Genomic DNA, 21,338 nt, shown 5'->3' with positions numbered 1-21,338 from the left:
CCCCATTCCGTCCCGGTTTCTTGCCTTGGCCTCACGCTTATTTTTCCCGCATGATGGCAATCAGGCGTCGCGTGAACTCCTGCAGCAGCGTATCGAGTTCGGTGTTGCGCTTGGCGCTGCCGAGATCCGGCAAGTGCAGCGTCAAGGTGCGCTCGTGCGATCCCTCGCTCAGCCGGCCGATCCGGCGCGGATGCGCGCGAGCATAGGCGCGTAGAAAGGCGGTCTTCGCCTGTGGCGGGAAGTGGCAGACATCGAAGATCGTATTGAGATGCTGCACAGGTATCGGCACCGGATAGGCTGGATTGCTGATCTGGCTGACGAAGCTGCGATTCTTTCCTATGGCGTGCGCAAGGCGCAGCCGCATGCCCGACGGACGGCTCTCCAGCACCTCCTTGAAGATGCGCTTGTAGACCGCAACAGCGCCGGCTTCGGCCGGTTCGTCGCTCACCGTGTCAGCCAAGGCTGCCTCCGCTGCTCAGCCGGTCGATGGTCTGCTTGATCTGCGCAAGCGCCGATGCATTCACGGAGAGTTCGCGCAAGCCGCAGTTCAGCAAGGCCGGGAGGCAGCGCGGATCGCCGGCCATGTCGCCGCACAGGCTGACGCTGATCCCGGCGCGCCGCCCGTGTTCGGCGGTTCTCGCAATCAATTCCAGCACGGCTGGATGCAGCGGATCCATCAGCGGCGCGAGGGCTCCGTTGGACCGGTCGCAGGCAAGCACATATTGCGCGAGATCGTTCGAGCCTATCGAGAAGAACGCGGCCTTGAAGCTCTTTATCGCGAGCGCCGCCGCCGGGACCTCGACCATGATCCCCAATTCGGGAAGCATCGCGGCAACGCCGTCCGCCTGCAAGCGCTGCACGATGTCGGCGAACAGCTGCCGTCCCGCCTCGAGCTCGTCCGCCGACGTGACCATCGGAAACATGACCTTGAGGTTGCCACGCACCGCGGCCCGCGCCAGCGCGCGGAGCTGAATGGCAAAGATCTCGGGCCGGGCGAGGCAAAGCCGCAAGCCCCGAACCCCGAGGAACGGATTGGCTTCGCCATCCAGCGTAAAGCCTGAAACCGGCTTGTCGCCGCCGGCGTCAAAGGTCCGGATCGTGACCGGGCGCCGGTCGGCCCAGCGCAACACCGCATCGTAGGCCTGGAACTGGGTCTCCTCGTCGGGCAGGCTGCCGCGCTCAGTCAGCAAGAACTCGGTGCGCATCAGGCCGATGCCGTCGGCATATTGCGCGTCCGCGTGATCGAGATCGGCAACGCGCTGGATGTTGATGAACAGCTTGATCCGCTCGCCACGCCACGACGCCGTCGGCCGTCGCAGGATCGCGCGCGCGGACGCCCTGCTTTTGCGATGGCTTTCGTGCCGCTTCTCGAACAGGCGGACCTGCTCCACACTGGGATCGAGTTCGAGCGTCGCGCCCTCGCCGTCGAGCAGCGCGGTTGCTCCGACGTCCGAAATAGCACCAAGTTGCACCACCATGGGGATGCCGCGCGCGCGCGCCAGCATCGCCACATGGCTCGTTGGGCTGCCGCCCAATAGCGCCAGGCCACCGCCGCCGGACCAGTCGATCTCCAGGAATCGCGAGGGCGGCAAATCCTCGGCGCAGACGACGGCGCCGCTCGGAATTGCCAAGGGGAGGCCCCCGCCTCCCCGCAGAATGTTGATCACGCGATCGCGGAGGTCGGCAAGGTCCGAGGAGCGCGCCTGCAAATATTCGTCCGGCGCCGCGTTGTAATCCGCGATCTGCGCGTCTAGCGCCGTACGCCACGCGACGTCGGCAGCATCGCCCTCGCCGATCGAGGCGAAGATCGCCTCAACGAGGTCCTCGTCCTCCAGCAGCGCTACCTGGAACTCGAGAATCTGCGCAGCTTCGCCACCGGCGATTTCGGCCAGATCCGCGATCTGCCCGCTTGCCGTATCGATTGCAGCACGAAGCGCAAGCGCCTCTTCGGCCAGATTGCCCGCGACGCGCGCGCCGTTCGTGCCAGCATCGACCCGGACGAATGGACCATGGGCAAAGCCGATCGAGGCGGTCCTGCCGCGATAGGCCAGTCCTGCGGCGCCACCCTGCATGCTACGGAGCCCCGTCCGGAAAGTCGGTTGCGATCAGCTCGACCAGCGCCGCGACGGCGGCCTCCGCGTCACTGCCGGACGCCTTGATCTCGATCGTGCTACCATGCGCGGCGCGCATCGCCATGATCTTGGCCACACCCTTGGCATTGATCCACTCGGGCGCGCCTTCGACCCGGACGGAAATCTGCGCCTGAAACTTCTTGGCGAGCTTGGTCAGCTTGACCGCCGGGCGCGCATGCATGCCCACCGCGTGCACCAGCCGTACATTGCCGGTGAAGATCTGTTCGTCCGCTTTATCAAGCATGCTCATGTTCCATTATCGCTTCGCCGACAGATCAGTCGGCAGAGAGTTCCTCGGCCACGGCCTTCACCTGGGCCAGCGAGCTGCCGCCCGCCGCCTCGGTTGCCGCCATCACAGCGCCCTCGACAATTGGCGCGTTGCAGACGACGACGAGATCGCGGCGCGCGGGTTCCAGCATCTCGACCGCCATCTCGCTATTGGTCTCGGCGCCGCCGAGGTCGACGAGAATCGCGACGCCCTTCGCCGACCAGGCATCGTTGATGGCGTCCATAATGAGGGGAACGCTGGTGCCCAATCCGCCGTCGGGATTGCCGCCGCAGAACGCCACCTTGACCTCACTGCCGACCATCTGCCGCACCATGTCGGCGGTGCCCTTGGCGATGTCCTGGGAATGCGAGACGATCACGATACTCACGGTTTCAGTCATTGCTTCCCCTCCAGGCTCGCGCAGACTGCCTGCACGAGTACGCAGCTCGAGCGTGCGCCGGGATCGAGATGTCCGATGCTGCGCGGCCCGAGGAACGACGCCCGTCCCTTGGTGGCCTGCATCGGCGCCGTCCGTGCGAGCGCATCGGTTGCGGTGGTCCTGATACGCGCGATCAGATCCGGCTGTCCGGCCGCTGCCTTCAGCGTCTCCAGCACGGGAACAAGCACATCTAGCATCGTCTTTTCGCCGACATGTGAGCGGCCACGCGCACTGACCGCGTCTACGGCACTGCCAAAGACGTCGGCGAGATCGTCAGGCAAATGCTTGTCGTGCGAGAGCGCTTCGCCCGCGGCGAGAAAGAAACTGCCGTAAAGCGGTCCGGAGGCGCCGCCGACCGTCATCACCAGGGTCTTGCCGATCATCTTCAGCGCTTCGTCGAGCGGCTGCGCGGAGATCGCGTCGAGCTTGCCGAGCACCGCCTCGCATCCGCGCTTCATGTTTGATCCGTGGTCGCCATCGCCGATCGCCTGATCCAGCGTCGTCAACTCCGGCGCGCTGGCAATGACCTGCTCCGCGGCCACCTTGATCAGCGATCTGAACGTCTCGGGTTGCAGTGACATCGACTTGATCCTCTAGTGAATCATCGCAGGGATTCGTTGCCCCGCGTGATCAAAACAAAGCGGATGCATGAGGTGTAATTCGACCTCCTGCCCGGTTTGCAACGGCTGATGCGGATCCGCAAGCGTCACCAGCATCTCGCCCCTATAGTCCAGGTGAACGTGATTCTGCTCGCCGAGGTGCTCGACGCGATGGACGCGGCCAACCATCTGCCCGCCATTGCGTGGACCGATCTGGAGATGCTCGGTGCGGATGCCGACCGTCTCCGTTCCCGGCGGCACCGGCACGTCGGACAACAGACGGGCCGGGAGGACATTGATCTGGGGCGTGCCGAGGCGCGAGGCAACATACAGGCTGGAGGGATCTTCGTAGATCTCCCGCGGCGTGCCGAGCTGAAGCAACTGACCATCCCTGATCACGCCGATCCGTGAGGCCATCGTCATGGCCTCGACCTGATCGTGGGTCACGTAGAGGATGGTCGCGCCAAGCTCGCGCTGGATCCGCTTGAGCTCAAGACGAAGCTCGGCGCGGAGCTTCGCATCCAGCGACGAGAGCGGCTCGTCCATCAAATAGATCGCGGGATCGCGAACCAGCGCCCGGCCGATCGCCACCCGCTGCATTTCGCCACCCGACAGGCGGGTCGCACGGTTGTTCAACTTGCTTCCGATATGCAACAGCTCTGCCGTCTGCTCAACACGCTTGCGGATCAACGGCTCCGGCACGCGATGCGCGGGCGAGCGCAACGGGAACGCCAAATTGTCGTAGACCGTCAGGTGCGGATACAGCGAATATTGCTGGAAGACAAACGCGATATCCCTGGACCCCGGCGCTTCATGCGTTACGTCGCGCCCGTTGATCATGACCGAGCCGGCATCAGGACTCTCGAGACCGGTGATGAGCCGCAGCGTCGTGGTCTTGCCGGCGCCGCTCGGCCCCAGCAGGACCATGAATTCCCCGTCGTTGATCGTCAGCGAGAGTTCGCGCACCGCCTCAATCGCGCCGAAGCGCTTGCTGATGTTGCGCAGGACGACGTCAGCCATGGCGCGCGCTCTCCTGATTGGCGGTGCGAATTGCGAGGCCGCTGCCGACATCGAACAGCGCGAGCCTCTCGGACTGGAATTCAAGACCCACCGTTTCGCCGACCTGCACCGACGCGCTGGAGGGCAGCCGCGCGGCGACACGACCATGCGCCGTGTCGACCGTGACGATCTGCGTGGTGCCGAGATATTCCGCGCCGAACACCTCGCCGCGGACCGGCGCCGCGTCGGCGAAGCGGATATGCTCCGGGCGTACCCCGAGCGCCAGTTGGGCGCGTGCGCGATCCTCGCGGATCTCCGGGACCGTGATCCGCGTATCGTGGAAGTTGATCGCGCGATCGCCGGAATGCAGACCTCCCTCAAAGCGCAGGAAGTTCATCGGGGGCGAGCCGATGAAGTCGGCCACGAACATGCTCGCGGGCCGGTCATAGACCTCCTGCGGCGAACCGATCTGCTCGACGCGTCCCTTGTTCATGACGGCGATCTGATCCGCCATCGACATCGCCTCGAGCTGATCGTGCGTCACGTAGACCGTGGTCGCCCCAATGCGATCGTGCAGGTCGCGAAGCTCGCCGCACATCAGATGGCGAAACTCGGCGTCAAGCGCGCCGAGCGGCTCGTCCATCAGAAACGCCTTCGGCCGCCTGACCATGGCGCGCCCTAGCGCGACCCGCTGCCGATCGCCACCCGACAGTTTCGAGGTCTTGCTCGATAGCAGATGCTCGATCCGCAGCAGCCGCGCGGTCTCCTGCACTTGCTCGCGAATCTCGCGCCGGCCCATGCCCTGGCACTTCAGGGGAAAGCCGATATTCTCTGCGACATTCATGTGCGGGTAGAGCGCGAACAGCTGGAAGACGAACGCGATGTCGCGCGCGGCGGCGCGGCGGAACGTCACGTCCTCGCCATCCAGCAGGATCTTCCCCTCGGTCGGCAATTCGAGGCCCGCAATCATGCGCAGCGTGGTGGTCTTGCCGCAGCCCGACGGTCCCAGCATCGCAAAGAAGGTGCCGTCATCGATGGTGAAGTTCGAGCCTTGCACGGCCGTGAACTGATCGAACGACTTGCGCAGGTTCTCGACGCGGATCTGAGCCATCTCTGCCGCCCTATTCCGGAAAATGACTGACGATCATGAATCCGATCGTGCCGACGAGGATGGTTATGAAGGAATAGCTGTACAGGTCGATCGACCAGGGCTGCACCAGCATGAAGATGCCGCCGCCGATCAGGATCATCGCGCCGTTCTCCCAGGGCCCGCGACGGAACCAGCGAGATCGACCGCCTTTGGCTGCCGCAGAATCGCTCATTTTCGCACAGCTCCGAAGGTGATGCCGCGGAGCAGGTGCTTGCGCAACACCACGGTGAACAGGACGATCGGGACGACGAACAGCGTGGTCGCGGCCGCAACGGCCGGCCAATCCTGCCCGCCCTCGCCGATGATGAAGGGGATGAAGGGCGGCATCGTCTGCGCCTCGCCGCTCGTGAGAAGAACCGCAAAGGCGTACTCGTTCCAGGAGAAGATCAGGCAGAAGATCGCGGTTGCCGCTATCCCGGTGACCGCCTGCGGCAACACCACCTTGCGCAAGGCCTGCAGCCGCGTGTAGCCATCGACGAGGGCGGCCTCCTCATACTCGCGCGGGATCTCGTCGATGAACCCCTTGAGCAGCCACACCGCGAGCGAGACGTTCACGGCGGTGTAGAGCAGAATCATGCCGAGCCTGGTGTCGGTCAGGTTGAGCTCCCGATACATCAGATAGATCGGGATCGCGACCGCGACCGGTGGCATCATCCGCGTCGAGAGGATAAAGAACAGCAGATCATCCGCCAGGGGGATGCGGAAGCGCGAGAAGGCGTAGGCTGCGAGCGTGCCGAGAAAGACCGCCAGGAACGTCGAGCCGAAGCCGATGATCAGCGAGTTGACGAAGCGCGGCACGACTTTCGACGGTCCGGCGATGACCATGTCGCGCTGGCGCACCAGTCTGTCGTACCAGGTCTGCGGCGGCGGCAGCTTGGCGATGAATTCCGGCGTCTGGCGGGTGCGCACCGTAAACAAATTGACGTAGCCTTCGAGGGTCGGCTCGAAAAGCACCTTGGGCGGATAGGCGATGGCGTCGCTCTGCGACTTGAACGCGGTGGCAACGATCCAGAGCAGCGGCAGGATCGTGATCACGGCGTAGAGAATGACGAGGCCCCCGGCCACGGTCCTTGCGCGCGGCGTGGCTTCGACGACGGAGTGGGCAGTCGATCTGACGGCGGCAGCGGTCATCGTTGCTTCACCTTGTTGAGCGCTTTGACGTAGATATTGGCGGCACCGAACACGGTCACGAACAGGATGATGGCGAGCGCGGAGGAATACCCGGTACGCCATTTCTCGAACGCCGCGCGCTTCAGCGTGATCGACACCAGCTCGGTGGTCGACCCCGGCCCTCCCGAGGTCAGGAGATTGACCATGTCGAACATCTTGAAGTTCTCGATCGCACGGAACAGCACCGCAAGCATCAGGAACGGCACCGCCATCGGCAGCGTGATCGACCAGAATTGCCGCCAGGGCGAGGCACGATCGACTTCGGCCGCCTCATAGATGTAGTCGGGAATCGATCGAAGCCCGGCAAGGCAGATCAGCATGACGTAGGGGGCCCACATCCAGGTGTCGACCAGCACGATCGTCCAGGGCGCCAGCGCGACCTGCCCGGTCATGCTGAACGAGCTCGGCGGCACGCCCGTGAACAGGCTGATCAGGGAGTTGAAGGGCCCGATCTGCGGCTGCAACAGCAGGGTCCAGAAGTTGCCGACCACCGCCGGCGACAGCATCATCGGCAGCAGGATGATCGTGGTCCAGAAGCTGTGGCCGCGAAACTGGCGGTTGATCAGGAGCGCCAGGCCGAACCCGATTACCACCTGCAACGCCACCGAGCAGATCACGAATTGCGCCGTGGTCTGCAGCCGGATCCAGACCTCCTCGTCGGTCAGGATGTCGATGAAATTGTCGAGGCCGACGAACCGCAGCGGCAGATAGGACATGCTGAGGTTGAGGTTGGTGAAGGACAGCCGGATCATCCACACCAGCGGAAAGATGTTGATCGCCAGCAACAGCGCGATCGTCGGCGCAATGAACAGCCATGCGATGGTTCGGTCCGAAAGGCCACGGACACGCCACGCGGCGCGGGATTTAGCGGGTTCGCTCACGCCCGGGATCATAGCATGATCAGGTTCAAGGATCGTCGTCATCGGGTCCATCGGCTGGCTGCTTCGGCTTCCCCGAGACGGCGCTCGGGGAAGCCAGTTCAGTTAGGTCGCGTGGGTCACAGGCCTATTGCGACGCGACTTCCTTGCCCTGCTCCTTGAAGACCTTGGTCCAGTCCTTGACCAGGAGATCGAGCGCCTGCTGCGCCGTGCCCTTGTCGGCGACGACATAGTCATGCACCCGCTTCTGCGTGTCGAGCAGCAGTTGCGCGTAGGACGGCTCGGCCCAGAAGTCCTTGACGATCCCCATCGACTCCAGGAATTGCGGCGCGAACGCCGCGCTCTTCGGGAAATCGGGCGCATCGACCACCGCCTTCAGCGCCGAGTAGCCGCCGATCTGCCACCACTTCTGCTGCACGGCTGGCTGCGCGAACCATTTGATATAGGTGAGCGCATCGTCCTTGTGGTCGGAGGTCGCTACCACCGAGATGCCCTGCCCGCCGAGCTGGGTGAAGTGTCCGTTCGGACCGGCCGGATTGACGAAGAAGCCGATCTTGTCGCCGCCGACATTCGGATCCTTGTAGAGGCCGGGGAAGAAGGCGAACCAGTTCATCTGCATCGCGACCTGGCCCGACTTGAAGGCATCGAGCCCCTCCTGCATGTAGGCGTTGGTCATGCCGGGCGCGGTGCAGCACTTGTAGAGCTCCTTGTAGAACTCGAGACCCTTGGCCGCCTCGGGCGAATTGACGAAGCCCTGCATCTGATAGGCCTTCTTCGGATTCTCGTAGCTGAAGCCGTAATTGTAGAGCACGTTGGTCACGCCCATGGTGATGCCTTCCGAGCCGCGCTCGGTGAAGATGTAGGCGCCATAGACCTTCTTGCCGTCAATCTCGCGGCCCTGGAAGAACTCCCCGATCTGCTTCAACTCGTCATAGGTTTTTGGCGGCGCCAGATCGCGGCCATACTTGGCCTTGAACGCGGATTGAATCTCCGGCCGCGAGAACCAGTCCTTGCGATAGGTCCAGCCCACCGCATCGGCCATCGCCGGCAACGCCCAGTAGTTCGGCGTGTTCTTCGGCCACTGCGAATAGCCGACGACCGTCGCCGGGACGAAGTCGTCCATCGATATCTTCTCCTTATCGAAGAAATCGTTGAGCTTGACGTACCACTTGTTCTCGGCGGCGCCGCCGATCCACTGGCTGTCGCCGATGATCAAGTCGCAGAGCTTGCCGTGCGAGTTGAGCTCGTTGAGGAAGCGATCGGCATAGCTCGTCCAGGGGACGAACTCGTACTTCATCTCGATGCCGGATTGCTTGGTGAAGTCCTTGCCCAGTTCGACCAAAGCGTTGGCCGGATCCCATGCCGCCCAGCACAGCGTGAGCTGCTTGTTCTGTGCAGCGGCTTCGCCGCTGCCGAATACTCCCAACGCAGCGACCGCAAGGACCGCAGACGCCGCTGCACTGCCTAGCCAATTCAATCTTCGCATATCCGTTTCCTCCGTATCGTTGAAGCATCTGACCCGCTCAGTGCGCCCTGCGAAGGACGACGCCGAGACCTGAAACCGAGTTGATGAGCGATGATGGAGAACGAGACGGTCCCGCTTCCGGAAACATGTCCGGATGGGATGAACCCCTCCCCACATCGGCTCGATGCGCGATGTTTAGTTTTCTTGTAGTACTAAACGTATTACTAAATTTTGGAGGCCGTCAAGCCGGTTTCTCGCGAGCCTGATGGAAAGATGCGCTGCGTTCGCGCGCGCAGGCGGGCGTTCGCAATGCAGCATTATACATGATCGTTTCACGTATCCGCGATCGGCAACACGGCATGGCGAGAGCAATCCAGTCCGCCCAAATGACTGGAAAATCAGAAGGTTGCCCACGACCGGCATGTTTAGTAAATGGCTTTACTGAACGTTCAATACAGCAACCGAGCGCGCGAGCGGCGACCGGGCTTACCAGCGACATCGAGGCTCTGTGCGTCTACCTCGTGCGAGAGGCGGAGAGCTTTGTAACTATTCGCGGCGGCGGATATTTCTTCCGGGCAAGTCGCTCAATCATTCAATGTCTGGTTGACGTCAACTATCTGGATTAAACTCAGCCGATATCAATTTGGGGACATGCCAACATGAGTGATGATCTTCAGATCAATTTCCAGGCGTCGGCCAGTCTTCGCAAATGGCCATCGCTCAACAATGAGCGCCGCCCTGGTTCGGGCCCATACGTGGTCGTTGACGGCACGCTCGATGACTGCATACGCGGCTTCATGTCGAAGCCTGCGTCGGCGCGTCATCTGTACGAAATCCACTGCACGCCGCAGCCGCCTTTGGTGACAGACGTTTTATCTCACGAGCACGTCGTTGAGTTGGCCCGATTGCGCGAATTCCTGTGATCGTCTGCCTTTTTTGACGGTCGTCACTGCGGGAAAGCTGTGATAACAAGCCCGCTCTGATCCAAAGGAGCACGCATTGTGAAGAAGGCAACCAAGAAACGCGTTAAGCGGCGCGAGTGGACCAAGAACGACATCAAGGACCTCAAGGCGCATTCAAAGGCACGGACGCCGGTCGTCAAAATAGCCAAGACGACAAAGCGGACGGTCGGTGCGCTGCGCCAAAAAGCGCTTCAACTCGGTATCGGCCTCGGCCACCAGCGTTAACGCTGCGCGCGGTTACGAGCGGCGCTACATTGTTGATGGGTGCGCCGCTCGTGGCAGCCGACCGAACGGCTCACGCATCCGGGCCGAGCTGACGTCCGGAGCGACAGCGGCGGGCAAGTCAGCCCGCACAGCCGCGGATCGCCGATGCGATCGCATTCGGGGGAACCGATCCTTGACCGACGACCGGCGCTACTTCTTCTTCCCTGAAGCAAAGCCCGGCTGCCAGCCGGCCGCTTTCTGGCTCGGCGCCGCAGCAATGACCTTGATCTTTTCCTTCTTGGGTTTCTTGGTTTCCCGAGTGCCTCGCCGCTCGCCCTTGCTCGTCATATCGGTCTTCTCCTGCTCTTCGAGACAATTCAATTCGTCCTGCAACTGGACCTGACCGCGCGGGGTGCAGATCCTCACATCGATGTGGCCTTGCTGCAGGAGCTGCGTGGCTTTCCTGAGCGCAGCCGCCACCGAGATTTGCGCGCAGCCTTCAGCCACCGGCGAATGCCGCGGGAATTGCGGTGATTGGCGATGGTACGCCGGCATCCAGCCAATAGCGAGTGCTAAAGCATCTGGCGTCGGCGGCGGAATCACGCAGCGCAGGAGCCGCTTCCCTCGCCACTCGAATAAGATAGCAATGGCTATTGTGGGCGAAGGGGCGCATGCTGGCATACCGGCAGCGCTGGCGTAATCGTTCGCGAAAAGGCAGGCGCGTGACCATCCGTTCTCGACGTGAGGTCGTTACCTTCAAGCACCCCTGCCGGATCAGGGGCATCGATCGCCTATTGCCCGCCGGTGCGTACGAAGTCATCACCGATGAGGAGACGATCGAGGGACTTTCATTTCAAGCGTTCCGCCGCATTGCCACCATGATCATCGTGCCGGCAGAAGGTTCGCGGGGGCATGCGACCGAGATGGTCTCGATCGGCTCGGTTGATCTCGCTGACGCGCAACGCAACGACGCGAGCGCTTCCGATGTCTGACGAGCCGCTCGACCTCGACAAGCATCGCGGCATGGCGGCAAAGAAGGCGACCGACCTGCGCCGTGCGCTGGCTGAGGTTGAGACCCATGCGAGAGAGCTGCGGGAGCGCCGAGCCGAGATCGAACAACATTTGCTGTCGTCCCCCGCCACGTCGTGGGCGGAGGCGGCCGTCAAGGCGCGCTATGTCCTGAAGCTGTATGCCGCGGGACTGCCGCCGGAAGACACCAAACATCACGCGCTGGTCACCGCCATCCTCGACGATTTTGCCCGATTGACCGAGCAGAACTGAGGCGTTGGTCGCTGCGTCGCTTCGATAAGGAATGGAACACATGACGCTGATACCCGGCCGCTTCATCGGCTATGAATACGACAGGATGGTCGTCCGATTCTCGATGCTCGATGGCGCGAGGGAAGTTCCTTGCGCAATTTCGACCTCTGCCATGGACGATTTGGAAGGTCCCGTCCGGGCGAAGGCGGAACAGCGCGAGGCGCAGTTCATCCGGCTGCGCGAGCGTATCGAAGCCTGCGCCGACAGCAAATACCGCGCGACCGAGCTCGAAGGCACGCCACCGGGGATCATCCTGCGCAGCATTGATTTCCGGAAGCAAAGCTAGCTCGCAGTTTCCCTTTGGTGCACTTTTCGACATACGCCAACATGCTTTGGGTGTAGCGTATCGGATATCACAGCTCGGTCTTTGGTCTGCATCGGTGACTGAGAGTGTTGTGCTCCCGCCGGCAAACAGGGAGTGTCGCATGCCCGACGCGCAACTCACGAACAAGCTCTCGGTCCGCGAAACGGCGAGCCCGCGATGTCCGCTGTGTTACGGCGCCATGGAAGTCCTTCACGTCGTATCCGGACGACCGGGTTTCGAGCACTGGACCTTGAGGTGCAACAGATGCGGGCTGGTCCATCAAGCCCAGGCCGCCGCGGATCCGATCAGTTCCGAAGCTTTGCGCTGGTGCGACGGCGAACTAAGGCCGCCCCAATAGGCTGATCAGATCAATTTCCTACAGCGCCCAAAGGGGCACTTCCTCGATTAGTTCTGCCATTCTTCACCCCAGAGCTGGACGACATGGCCCGGCGTGGCCTCGCGGTACTGCCGCGCGGGCGGCTGATAGTCAGGAGCTCGCACGGGACTCCTGATCTCCTCGTTCGAGACACCACGTCTCGCGGCACGGCGCGCAGGATCAGGGATCGGCGCGGCTTTCATCAGCTTTTTCGTGTAGGGGTGCTGCGGATTGCCGAACACCGCCGCGCGGGGACCGATCTCGACAATTTCGCCGAGATACATCACCGCAACGCGATGGCTCATCCGTTCCACGACCGCGATGTCATGGGAGATGAAGAGATAGGCCAGACCCATGCTCGCCTGAAGGTCGAGCATCAGATTGACGACCTGCGCCTTGACCGAGACATCGAGGGCCGAGACTGCTTCGTCGGCAATGATCAGCTTGGGTCCAAGCGCCAGCGCGCGGGCGATGCAGATGCGCTGGCGCTGGCCCCCGGAGAACTCGTGCGGAAAGCGCGAGGCCATATCGGGCATGAGCCCCACGCGAACGAGCAGATCGGCAACGATGTCGCGTGCCTGCGACGCCGACGCGAGCCCGTGGGCACGCAGCGGTTCGGCGATCGCCGTACCGACCGACATGCGGGGATTGAGGCTTGCAAATGGATCCTGGAAAACCAGCTGGATCTGCTTGCGAAACTCGCGCAACCTGCGCGCATTCATGCCGAGAACGTCCTGGCCATCGACCAGGATCGCTCCGCTGTCCGGCTGAACCAGCTTGAGAATCGATCGGCCTGCGGTCGACTTCCCGCAACCGGACTCACCGACCAGCGCAAGCGTTTCGCCCGCACTCAGGCTGAAGGATATGTTCTCGACCGCGTGAACGCGCCCCGAAACCTTTCCGAACAGTCCCGACCGGATCGCAAAGCGCGTGGTCAGGTTGCTGACCTCGAGCACCGGGCGCCCGACGGTATCGACCGTATCAGGCGTCTCCACAGGCTCGTCCGACGTCCCGGTCACCTTGTCGACAACTGGGAAACGCATCGGCCGCGGCCGGCCTTCCATGGAGCCGAGACGCGGCACGGCCGCGAGCAGCGCACGGGTATAAGGATGCGCGGGAGCGGCGAAGATCCGTGCGGTGGTGTCGGTCTCCACAGCCTGACCGTCATACATCACAACGGTGCGGTCAGCGATTTCGGCGACTACACCCATGTCGTGCGTGATGAAGAGGATCGACATCTCCTCTTCCTCCTGCAGCACCTTGAGGAGATCCAGGATCTGCGCCTGAATCGTGACGTCGAGCGCGGTCGTCGGCTCGTCGGCAATCAACAGCTTCGGCTTGCACGCCAGCGCCATCGCGATCATCACGCGCTGACGCATGCCACCGGAGAACCGATGAGGATGTTCGTGGAAACGCGATTTCGCGGCTGGGATGCGCACGCGCTCGAGCAGACGAATGGTCTCGGCCTCGGCCGCCGCGCGCGACAGGCCGCGGTGGTGGACCAGTGCTTCGGCGATCTGAAGGCCAATCGTCAGCACCGGATTGAGGCTCGTCATCGGCTCCTGGAAGATCATGGCGATTTCGTTGCCACGTACCTCCTTCATCCGTTGTTCCGGCAGTGTCAGGAGATCGCGGCCGGCCAGCTTGATGCTGCCCTCGATGCGCCCGCTCTCCTGCGAAATCAGCCGCATGATGGAAAGGGCCGTAACGCTCTTGCCGGAGCCCGACTCCCCGACAATCGCCACGGTTTCCCTGGCGGCAACGTCGAACGACACGTTCCGGACCACTGGTAGCCATTGCCCATCGCGCATAAACGAGGTGGTCAGGCCCGAGATCGACAGCACCGGGGCCTGCCCTGCTCCAGGCGAACCTCCGGCGCCGGCCGGCTTCGCGCCGCCAGCGGGTTGGTCAAGTCCATGAGAGCCGATACTCATCCTGAAGCCTTCAATGCATGGTTTCAGTAGCCGCGTTCGCGATCGACGCGGCCTGGCATAGCTTCACCGCGGCGATGGCGAGCGATGGTGTCGAGCACGAAGTCAACCGCGGTTTCCGGCGTCGTCATGCTTGCGTTATGCGGCGTCAAAAGGATGCGCGGATGGTTCCAGAATGGATGGTCCGCAGGTAGCGGCTCGGCTTCGGCGACGTCGAGAACGGCGGCCGACAGCACGCCGCGTTCAAGCGCCGCGATCAGATCGGCTTCGACCAGATGCGCGCCGCGCCCGACATTGACGAGCCGGGCGCCGGGCGGCAACTGCGCGAACAGCGATGCATTCAGGATGCCGCGAGTCTCATCGGTCAGCGGCAGCAGGCAGACAAGGATGTCGGTCTGGGCGAGGAACTCCGGCAGTGCACCGTTGCCTGCGTAGCAACTGACGCCTTCGATGCTGCGTGGCGAGCGATTCCAGCCCGCAAGCGGAAAGCCGAACGATTTCAGTCCGTCGAGCACGGCCTGGCCGAGCAAACCGAGGCCCATCACGCCGACGCGGCGTTTCGCTGCTGACGTGACCTGGATCTCGCGCCAAACCTGCGCTTGCTGCTGGGCGATGAACTGAATGAGGTCACGATGCAGCGCCAGCACGGCCATGGTGACATATTGAACCATGGTCTCGGTGATGCCGGGCTCCAGCATGCGAACAAGCGGCACATGAGCCGGAAGCTTCGAGACATCGAACTGATCGACCCCGGCTCCAACCGAAAAGACGAGATCGAGATTAGGGAATGTTGCCGCGATATCGTCCGGCGGCTTCCACACCGCCAGATAGCGGACCTCGGCGGGATCGCCGATATCGGGCCAGAGCCGGAACGGCAGGTCAGGCGCGCGCTCTGCAAAGAAGCGGGCCCATTCTATGCCGCGGACCGTGTTTGCCTTGTAGAGGAATGTCATGCCGCTGTCCGCTTCCAACGCTCTTAGAACGGGCTGACCGGCGCGAGCGGCCGGCCGTCGATAAGACGCATATGGCTGTAGGCCGCCGGATCGACCAGCGGCGCGCCGCCCGTCACGATGTCAGCGGCGAGCTTGCCGGCCGCCGGACCGATGCCGAAGCCATGGCCGCTGAAACCGGTCGCAAGGAAGAAGCCCGGCAGCGTATCGACCGGAGAGATCACCGGAATCGTGTCGGGCGTGGTATCGATGGTCCCTCCCCAGGCCTCCGCGATCTCGATGTCCTTCAGCTCGGGATTCGACTTGATCAGTGCGGCCAATGCCGAATTGACCAGCGACATATCCGGCGCCGGATCGCGCACGCGCTCCGCCTCGAACGGCGAAGGCTTGTCGAGGCTCCAGCTTGTGCCGCGCATGATCTGATCGAAGAACGACTTCCCGAACGACAGCTTCAGCCCGTTGCGGCGGTGCTTGTAGGTCGGCCAGAAGGTCCGCGCGTAACGAAACAGATCCGGCGACAGTTCCACTGTACCCCGGCCGCGCAACGCGAGCGTAAAACCGCCATCGAGGCGGCGGCGAATGCAATAGAAGTCAGTGCCGAGCGCACCTGACGTGATCTCCGGCCCCGGTGTCGTACGGCAAGCGGTTGCGTTGACGAGACCGATCGGCAACTCGATGCCGTGGCGCCGGCAGAACAGCGACGACCACGCCCCTCCTGCGAGCAGCACGGACTGCGCGCGGATGGTGCCCTTCTCGGTGACGACGGCGCTGACCCGGCCGCCCTGGGTCTCGAGCCCGCGCGCGGCGCAGCCTTGATGGATCGTCACCCCGTGCTTGCGCGCAGCCGTTGCCAGCGCGGGTACCGCCATCGACGGCTCGGCGCGCCCGTCGCTCGGCGTGTACAGGCCGCCGATCCAGGCATCAGAGTTGCCGGGCAAGCGTTCGGCGATCTCGGCGCGCGAAAGGATCGTCGAGTGAACCTGCAGTTCGCGCGCGGTCTCGGCCCATTTCTCCCAGGCGGCCAGCTCCTGCGGATTCTTGGTCAAGAACAAGACGCCGGTTCGCCGAAAGCCGGCATCAACGCCGGCGTCGATCTGCATATCGTCCCACAGGCGCAGTGCCTCGCGGGCCAGCGGAATCTCGGCGCGCGCACGGCCCTGCTGACGGCACCAGCCCCAGTTGCGGCTCGATTGCTCCGCGCCGACATGCCCCTTCTCGACCAGCGCGACGGAATGCCCCTTCTTCGCCAGATGATAGGCCGCCGAGACGCCGATGACGCCGCCGCCGATGACGACGACATCCACCTGCGGCGGCAAGCGCTCGTCGCTTGTTATACGGTTGAGTGGCGGGGACATGATGCTCTCCTGACAATCGGTCTGATCGAAGCCTGTTGGCTCCTCATGGTATGTTCATCCGCGGATCGAGCGCGTCGCGCAGCCCGTCGCCGAGGAAGTTGAAACTGGTCACCGCAAGCGTGATGGCAACGCCCGGCGCGATCGCGAGCCAGGGCGCGCTGGTCAGATAGATCTGGGCATTGTTGAGCATGTTGCCCCAGCTCGCGGCCGGCGGCTGGATGCCATAACCGAGATAGCTGACATAGGATTCCAGCAGGATCGCCTTGGCGACGTTGAGTGTCGCCGCCACCACGATCGGCGCCATCGCATTCGGCACCAGCTCGCGGAACATGATCCGGAGGTTCGAGGAGCCGAAGGCTATCGCGGCGATCGCGAAGTCGCGCTCTCGAAGCGAGCGGACCTGGGCCTCCACCACGCGAGCGACGCCCATCCACGCGGTCGCCGCGATCAGCACCGTGGTTGTGACAAGGCCCGGCTCGGTCAGCGCCGCGAGCGCCAGCAAGAGAAAGATCGACGGGAAGCACAGCACCGCATCGACAAGCCGCATCAGCACCGCGCCGAGAATGCCGCCGTAGAAGCCGGCGAACGCGCCGACGACAATGCCGACAGCCATCGCAATCACCATTGCGACGATGCCGATCGCAAGCGAGATACGACCTCCCATCATCAACCGCGCCAGCACGTCGCGGCCGAGCTCGTCGGTACCGAGGACATGAGCTCCCGACAGAGGCGGCGCGAACCGCTTCATGACGTCGATATAAGTATCGTCGAACGGCAGCAGATAAGGACCAAAGGTCGAGCCCACGACAAGAACGACAATGATCACGGCGCCCGCCAGCGCGAGCCGATGACGGCGGAACCGCCGCCAGGCGGCCTGACCGGGCGTGGGATGAGCGATTGAAAGGGCGGCCGTGCTCATCGCCTATCCCACCCGGATACGCGGATCGGCGACGGCATAGAGAATGTCGGCGAGCAGCGAGCCGAGCAGCACCATCGTCGCCGAGAACATCAGAATGCCCATCACCACCGGATAATCGCGATAGCCGATGGAATCGAGGAACAGGCGGCCCATGCCGGGCCAGGTGAACACAGTCTCGGTGACCAGCGCGCCTCCAAGCAGCGTCGGAAACTGAAGACCCGCAACGGTGATCATCGGCAGCAGTGCGTTACGCAACGCATGCCGGGTCAGGATGCGCCATTCCGGAATCCCCTTGGCCCGCGCCGTGCGGATGTAATCCTGATTGATGACATCGAGCATGGAGGAGCGCATGAAGCGCCCCCACATCGCGGTCTCGACCAGCGCCAGCACCAGCGCCGGCGCGATCAGATGATGCAGCAGGTCGAGCAGCGAGCCGTCGCCGATCGTCTCCTGATTGCCGGACGGCAGCCAATCGAGCTTCACCGAAAACACATAGATCGCGACGAGTCCGAACCAGAAGGTCGGTATCGACAGCGCAATCATCGCTCCAACGGTCGCAAGCGTGTCGAACAACGAATAGCGGCGCAGGGCACCAAGAATGCCAATCCACGAGCCGAGCAGCACCGCAATGATGGTCGCGGTCGCCATCAATTCGAACGTGGCACCGAGATGCGAACCGATCACGGACAGCACGTCTCCACCATCCCGGTAGGAGTGACCCCAGTCACCTCGGAGCATGCGGCCGAACCAGTCGAGATATTGGATCGGCAGCGGACGATCGAGGCCCAATTGCCTGGAGACGCGATCAAGGTCTTCCTGCGTCATCTGCGCGGAGGCTGCGTATTGCGAGAGCGGACCGCCGGGCGCCAGATGCAGGATGGCAAAGCCGATCGCCGAGACGACCACCAGCAGCATGATGGCCTGCGCCACGCGATTGGCGACGTAGCGGGCCATCTCAGGCGATCCAGCGGACCGGACGCATCAGGCCCAGTACCATTCGCGGATATTCCAGCAATTGCTCGAGGTGTTGATGTTGGGGCGGAAGCCTTGCAGCCCCTCCTTCACGCCCTCGGCGATGAAGCCCTGGAACAGCGGCAGGATGGCGAGGTCGTTGCGGATCAGTTTCTGCAGATCGCCGTAGGTGGCCTTGCGCTGTGTAAGATCGAACTGCCTGGCGCCCTCGGCGAGCAACCGGTCGGCCTCCGGGCTCTGGTATTGATAGGTGTTGTAGCCGCGTCCGCCCTTGGCGGGAATAGCGCCCGAGCCGAAGCGCGGCGTCACGTCGGGGTCGCTGCCCAGCATGAAGTTCACCCCCACCAGCACCGAGTTGAACTTCGATTGCAACCAGTAGTCCCCCCAAATGACGGCAGCCGGCATGTTGTTTACCCGCATCGCGGCGCCGATTGCACGCCAATCCTGGATAAGCAGTTGCTGGGTCTGTTCGCGGACGGCGTTGCCCGACGTCGTCGAGTTGGTGAATTCGAGCTTGACGCCGCCCTTCTCGCGCACGCCGGCGGCGCCCCGCGTCCATCCAGCGGCATCGAGCAGCGCATTGGCCTTGGCCGGATCGTAGCTGTGCTGAGGCAGGCCCTGCTGGAACGACCAGGCCTGCTGTGGCACGAAACTCTCGGTCTGCGTCGGCAGGCCGTAGTTGAGCGCATCAATGATCGCCTTCTTGTTGATCGCGAGGTAGAGCGCCTCGCGCACCGTGCGGTCGGCAAACGGGCCGAATTCGAGGTTCGGCGCCAGATGCTCCACCGAGGAGGTCGAGGAGACGAAGACCTTGTGGCCGCGCAGCGCCTTCGCCTCCTGCACGAAGTTCGGCAGGATACCTTGCAGGCCGGTGTAATCGACCTGACCGGTGCGGAACTGGGTGTAGAGAACGGTGAGGTCGGGGATATATTTGAAGACCACGCGTTCCAGATAAGGCCCCTTGCCGTGGTAGCCGGCATGGGCGCTGAGCTGAATATGGTCGCCGGGCACGCGCTCGCCCCAGCGAAATGGCCCGGTCCCGACCGGCGCGTTGTTGAACGGCGAGCTGTTCGGATCCGGCAGCTTCTCCAGGATGTGCTTTGGTACGATGAAGGTCAGCGACAGGATCGACATATAGGGCGAATAGGGAGCCTCCATCCGCCAATGAATCTCGTCGGGCGCGACAACCTTGACGTCCTTTAGCAGGCTGTGGCCGACGCGACTGCGGGCGCGGAAATCCGGGTTGTTGTTCAGCTCGAGCGAGAACTTGACGTCGTCTGCCGTGAACGGCGCGCCGTCGTGCCACTTCACGTCACTGCGCAGCTTGATCTTCCAGGTCAGCCCATCGGCCGTCAAGCCGCCATTCTCGATAGTCGGGACTTCGCGGGCGAGATCAGGAACGAAGTTGCCCTCGCTGTCGATGAACCAAAGCGGCGAGAACACCTGCCACCAGACGCCCTGATCGACCTCGATGCTCGGCATCAGGGGATGAAAGACGGTCGGCTCCTGGGACAGGGCCGCAATCACCTGCCCGCGTGGCTTGGCCGGAGGATTGGCTGGACGTTCGGTCTGCGCAAATGCGGAGCCCGCTATGGTCCATCCCGCCGCGGCGCTTGCGCCGAACTGGATGAACTGGCGGCGGTTGGAGAGGCCGGACGGTAGTCCCGGAACCGGACGGCCGAAGTTGCTGGTTTCGTCTGCCACGACCCGCCTCCGTTCCTGCGCGCACCGCCGGCTTCCCGCCCGAACCTCGCAAATCCAGTGCGGGACGAGTGACCAAGCTTTAAGCAGCATAAATCTTCTAATCAAAATTTCATCACAGCTAAATATTTGTGTCAATGCTACTGATGAATGCGATGATTTGTTTAATCAGGCTAACTTCCCCAAAGCGGACGAGTGGCTGAGCGGCGAGACGATGGGCACAGGAGAACGACATGGGTGACGGCAGCACAATCGCTCCAAAGGACACCCAAACGATCGAACGCGATGAGGCGGGCGACCAGCGTCTCGGCGAAACCGTGCGCCTGCTTCGCCAGCGTGCTGGCCTCTCGATTCAAGACGTCGCCACCCGGACCGGCCTGTCCACCGGCATGATCAGCCAGCTCGAGCGCGCGCGCGCCATGCCGTCGGTGCGCACGCTGCGTCTCCTCAGCATCGCCCTCGACGTGCCGATCTCCTATTTCTTCGAAGCGAGCGACGGAGCCGAACCGCAGCGTTACATCGTGCGCAAGAGCAATCGGCGGCTGCTTCGGCTCACCGCCAGCGGCGTCGTCAAGGAAGCGCTCACGCCGGCCGGGAAAGGCGAGCTCGAATTCTACGAACTCACGCTCAATCCCGGCGGCTCTTCGGGCACCGATTTCTTTCAGCACACCGGTGAAAAGGCCGGCTACATATTGGCTGGAAGCCTGCGTCTGTGGCTCGACCATCAGGCCCATATGCTTGAGGCGGGCGATAGCTTCCGCTTCCCGAGCGTCGTGCCGCATATGTTCGACAACCCGACACAGCAGGTCGCGCGCGTCATCTGGGTGACCACGCTGCACCAGGCCGATCCGCCAGCCGGTTGAAACCGCAATGGCATGAGCGGCGGCGCTGCCTCAGCCCTTGAGCGCAGTCACCACCACCTCGATGAGGGCACCGCCGCCGAGATCGGCAACGCCGACCGTCGCGCGTGCCGGCAGGTTGTCGCCGAAGAACTCGGTCCAGACCGCATCCATCTCTTTCTTCCCTGAGAGATCGGTGACGAAGATCGACGCGCTGACGACACGGGACCGATCGGTTCCCGTCTCTTTCAGATAACCCGCGATCTTGCCAAGGATGTTGCGGGTCTGCTCGCCCATCGAGACGCTGGTGTCGTCAGCGATCGTGCCGCCGACGAACACGAAGCCATTGGCTTCGACCGCTCGGTGCATGATCGGGGTGCGGATGTTGCGGGTGATGCTCATGGT

Annotated in this window: 25 protein-coding genes; 6 read left to right on the top strand and 19 right to left on the bottom strand. The window is 63.1% G+C overall.

What is annotated here, in order from left to right; genetic code table 11:
* Window positions 1-37 precede the first annotated feature (37 nt).
* From UP10_RS08355 to UP10_RS08305, 11 genes are all read right to left on the bottom strand, one after another.
* Window positions 38-460: a hypothetical protein gene (locus UP10_RS08355; protein WP_044540193.1), complete on the bottom strand. Its 423-nt coding sequence runs from the start codon at window positions 458-460 to the stop codon at window positions 38-40.
* Window positions 453-2,072 carry a phosphoenolpyruvate--protein phosphotransferase gene (gene ptsP, locus UP10_RS08350; protein ID WP_044586887.1) on the bottom strand — a complete coding sequence of 540 codons (1,620 nt, stop codon included), beginning with the start codon at window positions 2,070-2,072 and terminating at the stop codon, window positions 453-455. The genes UP10_RS08355 and ptsP overlap by 8 nt, the downstream gene beginning before the upstream one ends.
* A 1-nt stretch (window position 2,073) precedes the next feature.
* Window positions 2,074-2,376: an HPr family phosphocarrier protein gene (locus UP10_RS08345; RefSeq protein WP_245302098.1), complete on the bottom strand. Its 303-nt coding sequence runs from the start codon at window positions 2,374-2,376 to the stop codon at window positions 2,074-2,076.
* A 31-nt stretch (window positions 2,377-2,407) separates the two neighbouring features.
* Entirely contained in the window at window positions 2,408-2,800 is a 393-nt protein-coding gene (dhaM, locus tag UP10_RS08340; protein WP_044540196.1) for a dihydroxyacetone kinase phosphoryl donor subunit DhaM, read from the bottom strand.
* On the bottom strand, window positions 2,797-3,420 hold the full coding sequence (dhaL, locus tag UP10_RS08335; protein WP_044540197.1) for a dihydroxyacetone kinase subunit DhaL: 624 nt from the start codon (window positions 3,418-3,420) through the stop codon (window positions 2,797-2,799). Before dhaL ends, dhaM begins: the two co-directional genes overlap by 4 nt.
* A 12-nt stretch (window positions 3,421-3,432) precedes the next feature.
* A complete protein-coding gene (locus UP10_RS08330) occupies window positions 3,433-4,458 on the bottom strand; it encodes an ABC transporter ATP-binding protein (RefSeq protein ID WP_044586886.1) in 1,026 nt (341 codons plus the stop codon).
* Window positions 4,451-5,548 (bottom strand): ABC transporter ATP-binding protein, encoded by a 1,098-nt coding sequence (locus tag UP10_RS08325; RefSeq protein WP_044586885.1) that lies wholly within the window; start codon window positions 5,546-5,548, stop codon window positions 4,451-4,453. The genes UP10_RS08330 and UP10_RS08325 overlap by 8 nt, the downstream gene beginning before the upstream one ends.
* Before the next feature lie 10 nt (window positions 5,549-5,558).
* The gene (locus UP10_RS08320) at window positions 5,559-5,759 is read right to left on the bottom strand and encodes a hypothetical protein (protein WP_044586884.1); all 201 of its coding nucleotides are present in this window, start codon (window positions 5,757-5,759) and stop codon (window positions 5,559-5,561) included.
* Window positions 5,756-6,718, bottom strand: a complete 963-nt coding sequence (locus UP10_RS08315) for a carbohydrate ABC transporter permease (protein ID WP_044586883.1) — start codon at window positions 6,716-6,718, stop codon at window positions 5,756-5,758. Before UP10_RS08315 ends, UP10_RS08320 begins: the two co-directional genes overlap by 4 nt.
* Window positions 6,715-7,650, bottom strand: a complete 936-nt coding sequence (locus tag UP10_RS08310) for a carbohydrate ABC transporter permease (RefSeq protein ID WP_044586882.1) — start codon at window positions 7,648-7,650, stop codon at window positions 6,715-6,717. The genes UP10_RS08315 and UP10_RS08310 overlap by 4 nt, the downstream gene beginning before the upstream one ends.
* A gap of 112 nt (window positions 7,651-7,762) precedes the next feature.
* The gene (locus UP10_RS08305; protein WP_044586881.1) at window positions 7,763-9,121 is read right to left on the bottom strand and encodes an ABC transporter substrate-binding protein; all 1,359 of its coding nucleotides are present in this window, start codon (window positions 9,119-9,121) and stop codon (window positions 7,763-7,765) included.
* A gap of 638 nt (window positions 9,122-9,759) precedes the next feature.
* Between UP10_RS08305 and UP10_RS08300 the strand changes: the two genes are divergently transcribed.
* Both UP10_RS08300 and UP10_RS08295 read left to right on the top strand, forming a co-directional pair.
* A complete protein-coding gene (locus tag UP10_RS08300; protein ID WP_044586880.1) occupies window positions 9,760-10,023 on the top strand; it encodes a hypothetical protein in 264 nt (87 codons plus the stop codon).
* 78 nt (window positions 10,024-10,101) lie between these two features.
* Window positions 10,102-10,287, top strand: a complete 186-nt coding sequence (locus UP10_RS08295; RefSeq protein ID WP_044540204.1) for a hypothetical protein — start codon at window positions 10,102-10,104, stop codon at window positions 10,285-10,287.
* A 189-nt stretch (window positions 10,288-10,476) separates the two neighbouring features.
* Here UP10_RS08295 and UP10_RS08290 read toward each other — a convergent pair whose 3' ends face one another.
* Entirely contained in the window at window positions 10,477-10,869 is a 393-nt protein-coding gene (locus UP10_RS08290; RefSeq protein ID WP_156179706.1) for a hypothetical protein, read from the bottom strand.
* A gap of 119 nt (window positions 10,870-10,988) precedes the next feature.
* On the opposite strand from UP10_RS08290, the gene UP10_RS08285 reads away from it, so the two are divergent.
* From UP10_RS08285 to UP10_RS08275, 3 genes are read left to right on the top strand one after another with little or no spacing between them, the layout of a single operon-like run.
* Window positions 10,989-11,258 carry a hypothetical protein gene (locus UP10_RS08285; RefSeq protein ID WP_044586878.1) on the top strand — a complete coding sequence of 90 codons (270 nt, stop codon included), beginning with the start codon at window positions 10,989-10,991 and terminating at the stop codon, window positions 11,256-11,258.
* The gene (locus UP10_RS08280; protein WP_044540206.1) at window positions 11,251-11,547 is read left to right on the top strand and encodes a hypothetical protein; all 297 of its coding nucleotides are present in this window, start codon (window positions 11,251-11,253) and stop codon (window positions 11,545-11,547) included. Before UP10_RS08285 ends, UP10_RS08280 begins: the two co-directional genes overlap by 8 nt.
* Before the next feature lie 40 nt (window positions 11,548-11,587).
* On the top strand, window positions 11,588-11,872 hold the full coding sequence (locus UP10_RS08275) for a DUF1488 family protein (protein ID WP_044587190.1): 285 nt from the start codon (window positions 11,588-11,590) through the stop codon (window positions 11,870-11,872).
* Between the two features lie 423 nt (window positions 11,873-12,295).
* On the opposite strand, the gene UP10_RS08270 is transcribed toward UP10_RS08275, so the two are convergent.
* The 6 genes from UP10_RS08270 to UP10_RS08245 all read right to left on the bottom strand — a co-directional run bounded on the left by UP10_RS08270 (window position 12,296) and on the right by UP10_RS08245 (window position 20,097).
* Window positions 12,296-14,077, bottom strand: coding sequence for an ABC transporter ATP-binding protein (locus UP10_RS08270; protein ID WP_245321708.1), 1,782 nt, complete (start codon window positions 14,075-14,077; stop codon window positions 12,296-12,298).
* Between the two features lie 146 nt (window positions 14,078-14,223).
* Window positions 14,224-15,150: a 2-hydroxyacid dehydrogenase gene (locus tag UP10_RS08265; RefSeq protein WP_044587189.1), complete on the bottom strand. Its 927-nt coding sequence runs from the start codon at window positions 15,148-15,150 to the stop codon at window positions 14,224-14,226.
* Window positions 15,151-15,173: 23 nt separating this feature from the next.
* Complete coding sequence (locus UP10_RS08260) at window positions 15,174-16,502, bottom strand: NAD(P)/FAD-dependent oxidoreductase (protein ID WP_044586876.1); 1,329 nt, start codon at window positions 16,500-16,502, stop codon at window positions 15,174-15,176.
* Between the two features lie 43 nt (window positions 16,503-16,545).
* A complete protein-coding gene (locus UP10_RS08255; RefSeq protein WP_044586875.1) occupies window positions 16,546-17,421 on the bottom strand; it encodes an ABC transporter permease in 876 nt (291 codons plus the stop codon).
* Between the two features lie 3 nt (window positions 17,422-17,424).
* On the bottom strand, window positions 17,425-18,375 hold the full coding sequence (locus UP10_RS08250) for an ABC transporter permease (RefSeq protein WP_044586874.1): 951 nt from the start codon (window positions 18,373-18,375) through the stop codon (window positions 17,425-17,427).
* Between the two features lie 27 nt (window positions 18,376-18,402).
* Entirely contained in the window at window positions 18,403-20,097 is a 1,695-nt protein-coding gene (locus tag UP10_RS08245; RefSeq protein ID WP_044586873.1) for a peptide ABC transporter substrate-binding protein, read from the bottom strand.
* Window positions 20,098-20,327: 230 nt separating this feature from the next.
* Here UP10_RS08245 and UP10_RS08240 point away from each other — a divergent pair, with 230 nt between their 5' ends.
* The gene (locus UP10_RS08240) at window positions 20,328-20,957 is read left to right on the top strand and encodes a helix-turn-helix domain-containing protein (RefSeq protein WP_044586872.1); all 630 of its coding nucleotides are present in this window, start codon (window positions 20,328-20,330) and stop codon (window positions 20,955-20,957) included.
* A 30-nt stretch (window positions 20,958-20,987) separates the two neighbouring features.
* Here the strand turns inward: UP10_RS08240 and UP10_RS08235 are convergent, their stop codons facing one another.
* On the bottom strand, window positions 20,988-21,335 hold the full coding sequence (locus UP10_RS08235; RefSeq protein ID WP_044586871.1) for a RidA family protein: 348 nt from the start codon (window positions 21,333-21,335) through the stop codon (window positions 20,988-20,990).
* Window positions 21,336-21,338 lie beyond the last annotated feature (3 nt).

Source organism: Bradyrhizobium sp. LTSPM299 (assembly GCF_000938235.1).
Classification (GTDB): Bacteria; Pseudomonadota; Alphaproteobacteria; order Rhizobiales; family Xanthobacteraceae; genus Bradyrhizobium.
The sequence above is the reverse complement of the archived record's forward strand: the minus strand, read 5'-3'. Positions and strand labels throughout refer to the sequence as shown.

What these genes read in the sequence shown, in the direction of transcription:
- ptsP (WP_044586887.1), bottom strand. Translation starts at nt 2,072, where the DNA reads ATGCAGGGTGGCGCCGCAGGACTGGCCTATCGCGGCAGGACCGCCTCG.
- UP10_RS08345 (WP_245302098.1), bottom strand. Translation starts at nt 2,376, where the DNA reads ATGCTTGATAAAGCGGACGAACAGATCTTCACCGGCAATGTACGGCTG.
- dhaM (WP_044540196.1), bottom strand. Translation starts at nt 2,800, where the DNA reads ATGACTGAAACCGTGAGTATCGTGATCGTCTCGCATTCCCAGGACATC.
- dhaL (WP_044540197.1), bottom strand. Translation starts at nt 3,420, where the DNA reads ATGTCACTGCAACCCGAGACGTTCAGATCGCTGATCAAGGTGGCCGCG.
- UP10_RS08330 (WP_044586886.1), bottom strand. Translation starts at nt 4,458, where the DNA reads ATGGCTGACGTCGTCCTGCGCAACATCAGCAAGCGCTTCGGCGCGATT.
- UP10_RS08325 (WP_044586885.1), bottom strand. Translation starts at nt 5,548, where the DNA reads ATGGCTCAGATCCGCGTCGAGAACCTGCGCAAGTCGTTCGATCAGTTC.
- UP10_RS08320 (WP_044586884.1), bottom strand. Translation starts at nt 5,759, where the DNA reads ATGAGCGATTCTGCGGCAGCCAAAGGCGGTCGATCTCGCTGGTTCCGT.
- UP10_RS08315 (WP_044586883.1), bottom strand. Translation starts at nt 6,718, where the DNA reads ATGACCGCTGCCGCCGTCAGATCGACTGCCCACTCCGTCGTCGAAGCC.
- UP10_RS08310 (WP_044586882.1), bottom strand. Translation starts at nt 7,650, where the DNA reads ATGATCCCGGGCGTGAGCGAACCCGCTAAATCCCGCGCCGCGTGGCGT.
- UP10_RS08305 (WP_044586881.1), bottom strand. Translation starts at nt 9,121, where the DNA reads ATGCGAAGATTGAATTGGCTAGGCAGTGCAGCGGCGTCTGCGGTCCTT.
- UP10_RS08300 (WP_044586880.1), top strand. Translation starts at nt 9,760, where the DNA reads ATGAGTGATGATCTTCAGATCAATTTCCAGGCGTCGGCCAGTCTTCGC.
- UP10_RS08280 (WP_044540206.1), top strand. Translation starts at nt 11,251, where the DNA reads ATGTCTGACGAGCCGCTCGACCTCGACAAGCATCGCGGCATGGCGGCA.
- UP10_RS08275 (WP_044587190.1), top strand. Translation starts at nt 11,588, where the DNA reads ATGACGCTGATACCCGGCCGCTTCATCGGCTATGAATACGACAGGATG.
- UP10_RS08270 (WP_245321708.1), bottom strand. Translation starts at nt 14,077, where the DNA reads ATGCGCGATGGGCAATGGCTACCAGTGGTCCGGAACGTGTCGTTCGAC.
- UP10_RS08265 (WP_044587189.1), bottom strand. Translation starts at nt 15,150, where the DNA reads ATGACATTCCTCTACAAGGCAAACACGGTCCGCGGCATAGAATGGGCC.
- UP10_RS08260 (WP_044586876.1), bottom strand. Translation starts at nt 16,502, where the DNA reads ATGTCCCCGCCACTCAACCGTATAACAAGCGACGAGCGCTTGCCGCCG.
- UP10_RS08255 (WP_044586875.1), bottom strand. Translation starts at nt 17,421, where the DNA reads ATGAGCACGGCCGCCCTTTCAATCGCTCATCCCACGCCCGGTCAGGCC.
- UP10_RS08250 (WP_044586874.1), bottom strand. Translation starts at nt 18,375, where the DNA reads ATGGCCCGCTACGTCGCCAATCGCGTGGCGCAGGCCATCATGCTGCTG.
- UP10_RS08240 (WP_044586872.1), top strand. Translation starts at nt 20,328, where the DNA reads ATGGGTGACGGCAGCACAATCGCTCCAAAGGACACCCAAACGATCGAA.
- UP10_RS08235 (WP_044586871.1), bottom strand. Translation starts at nt 21,335, where the DNA reads ATGAGCATCACCCGCAACATCCGCACCCCGATCATGCACCGAGCGGTC.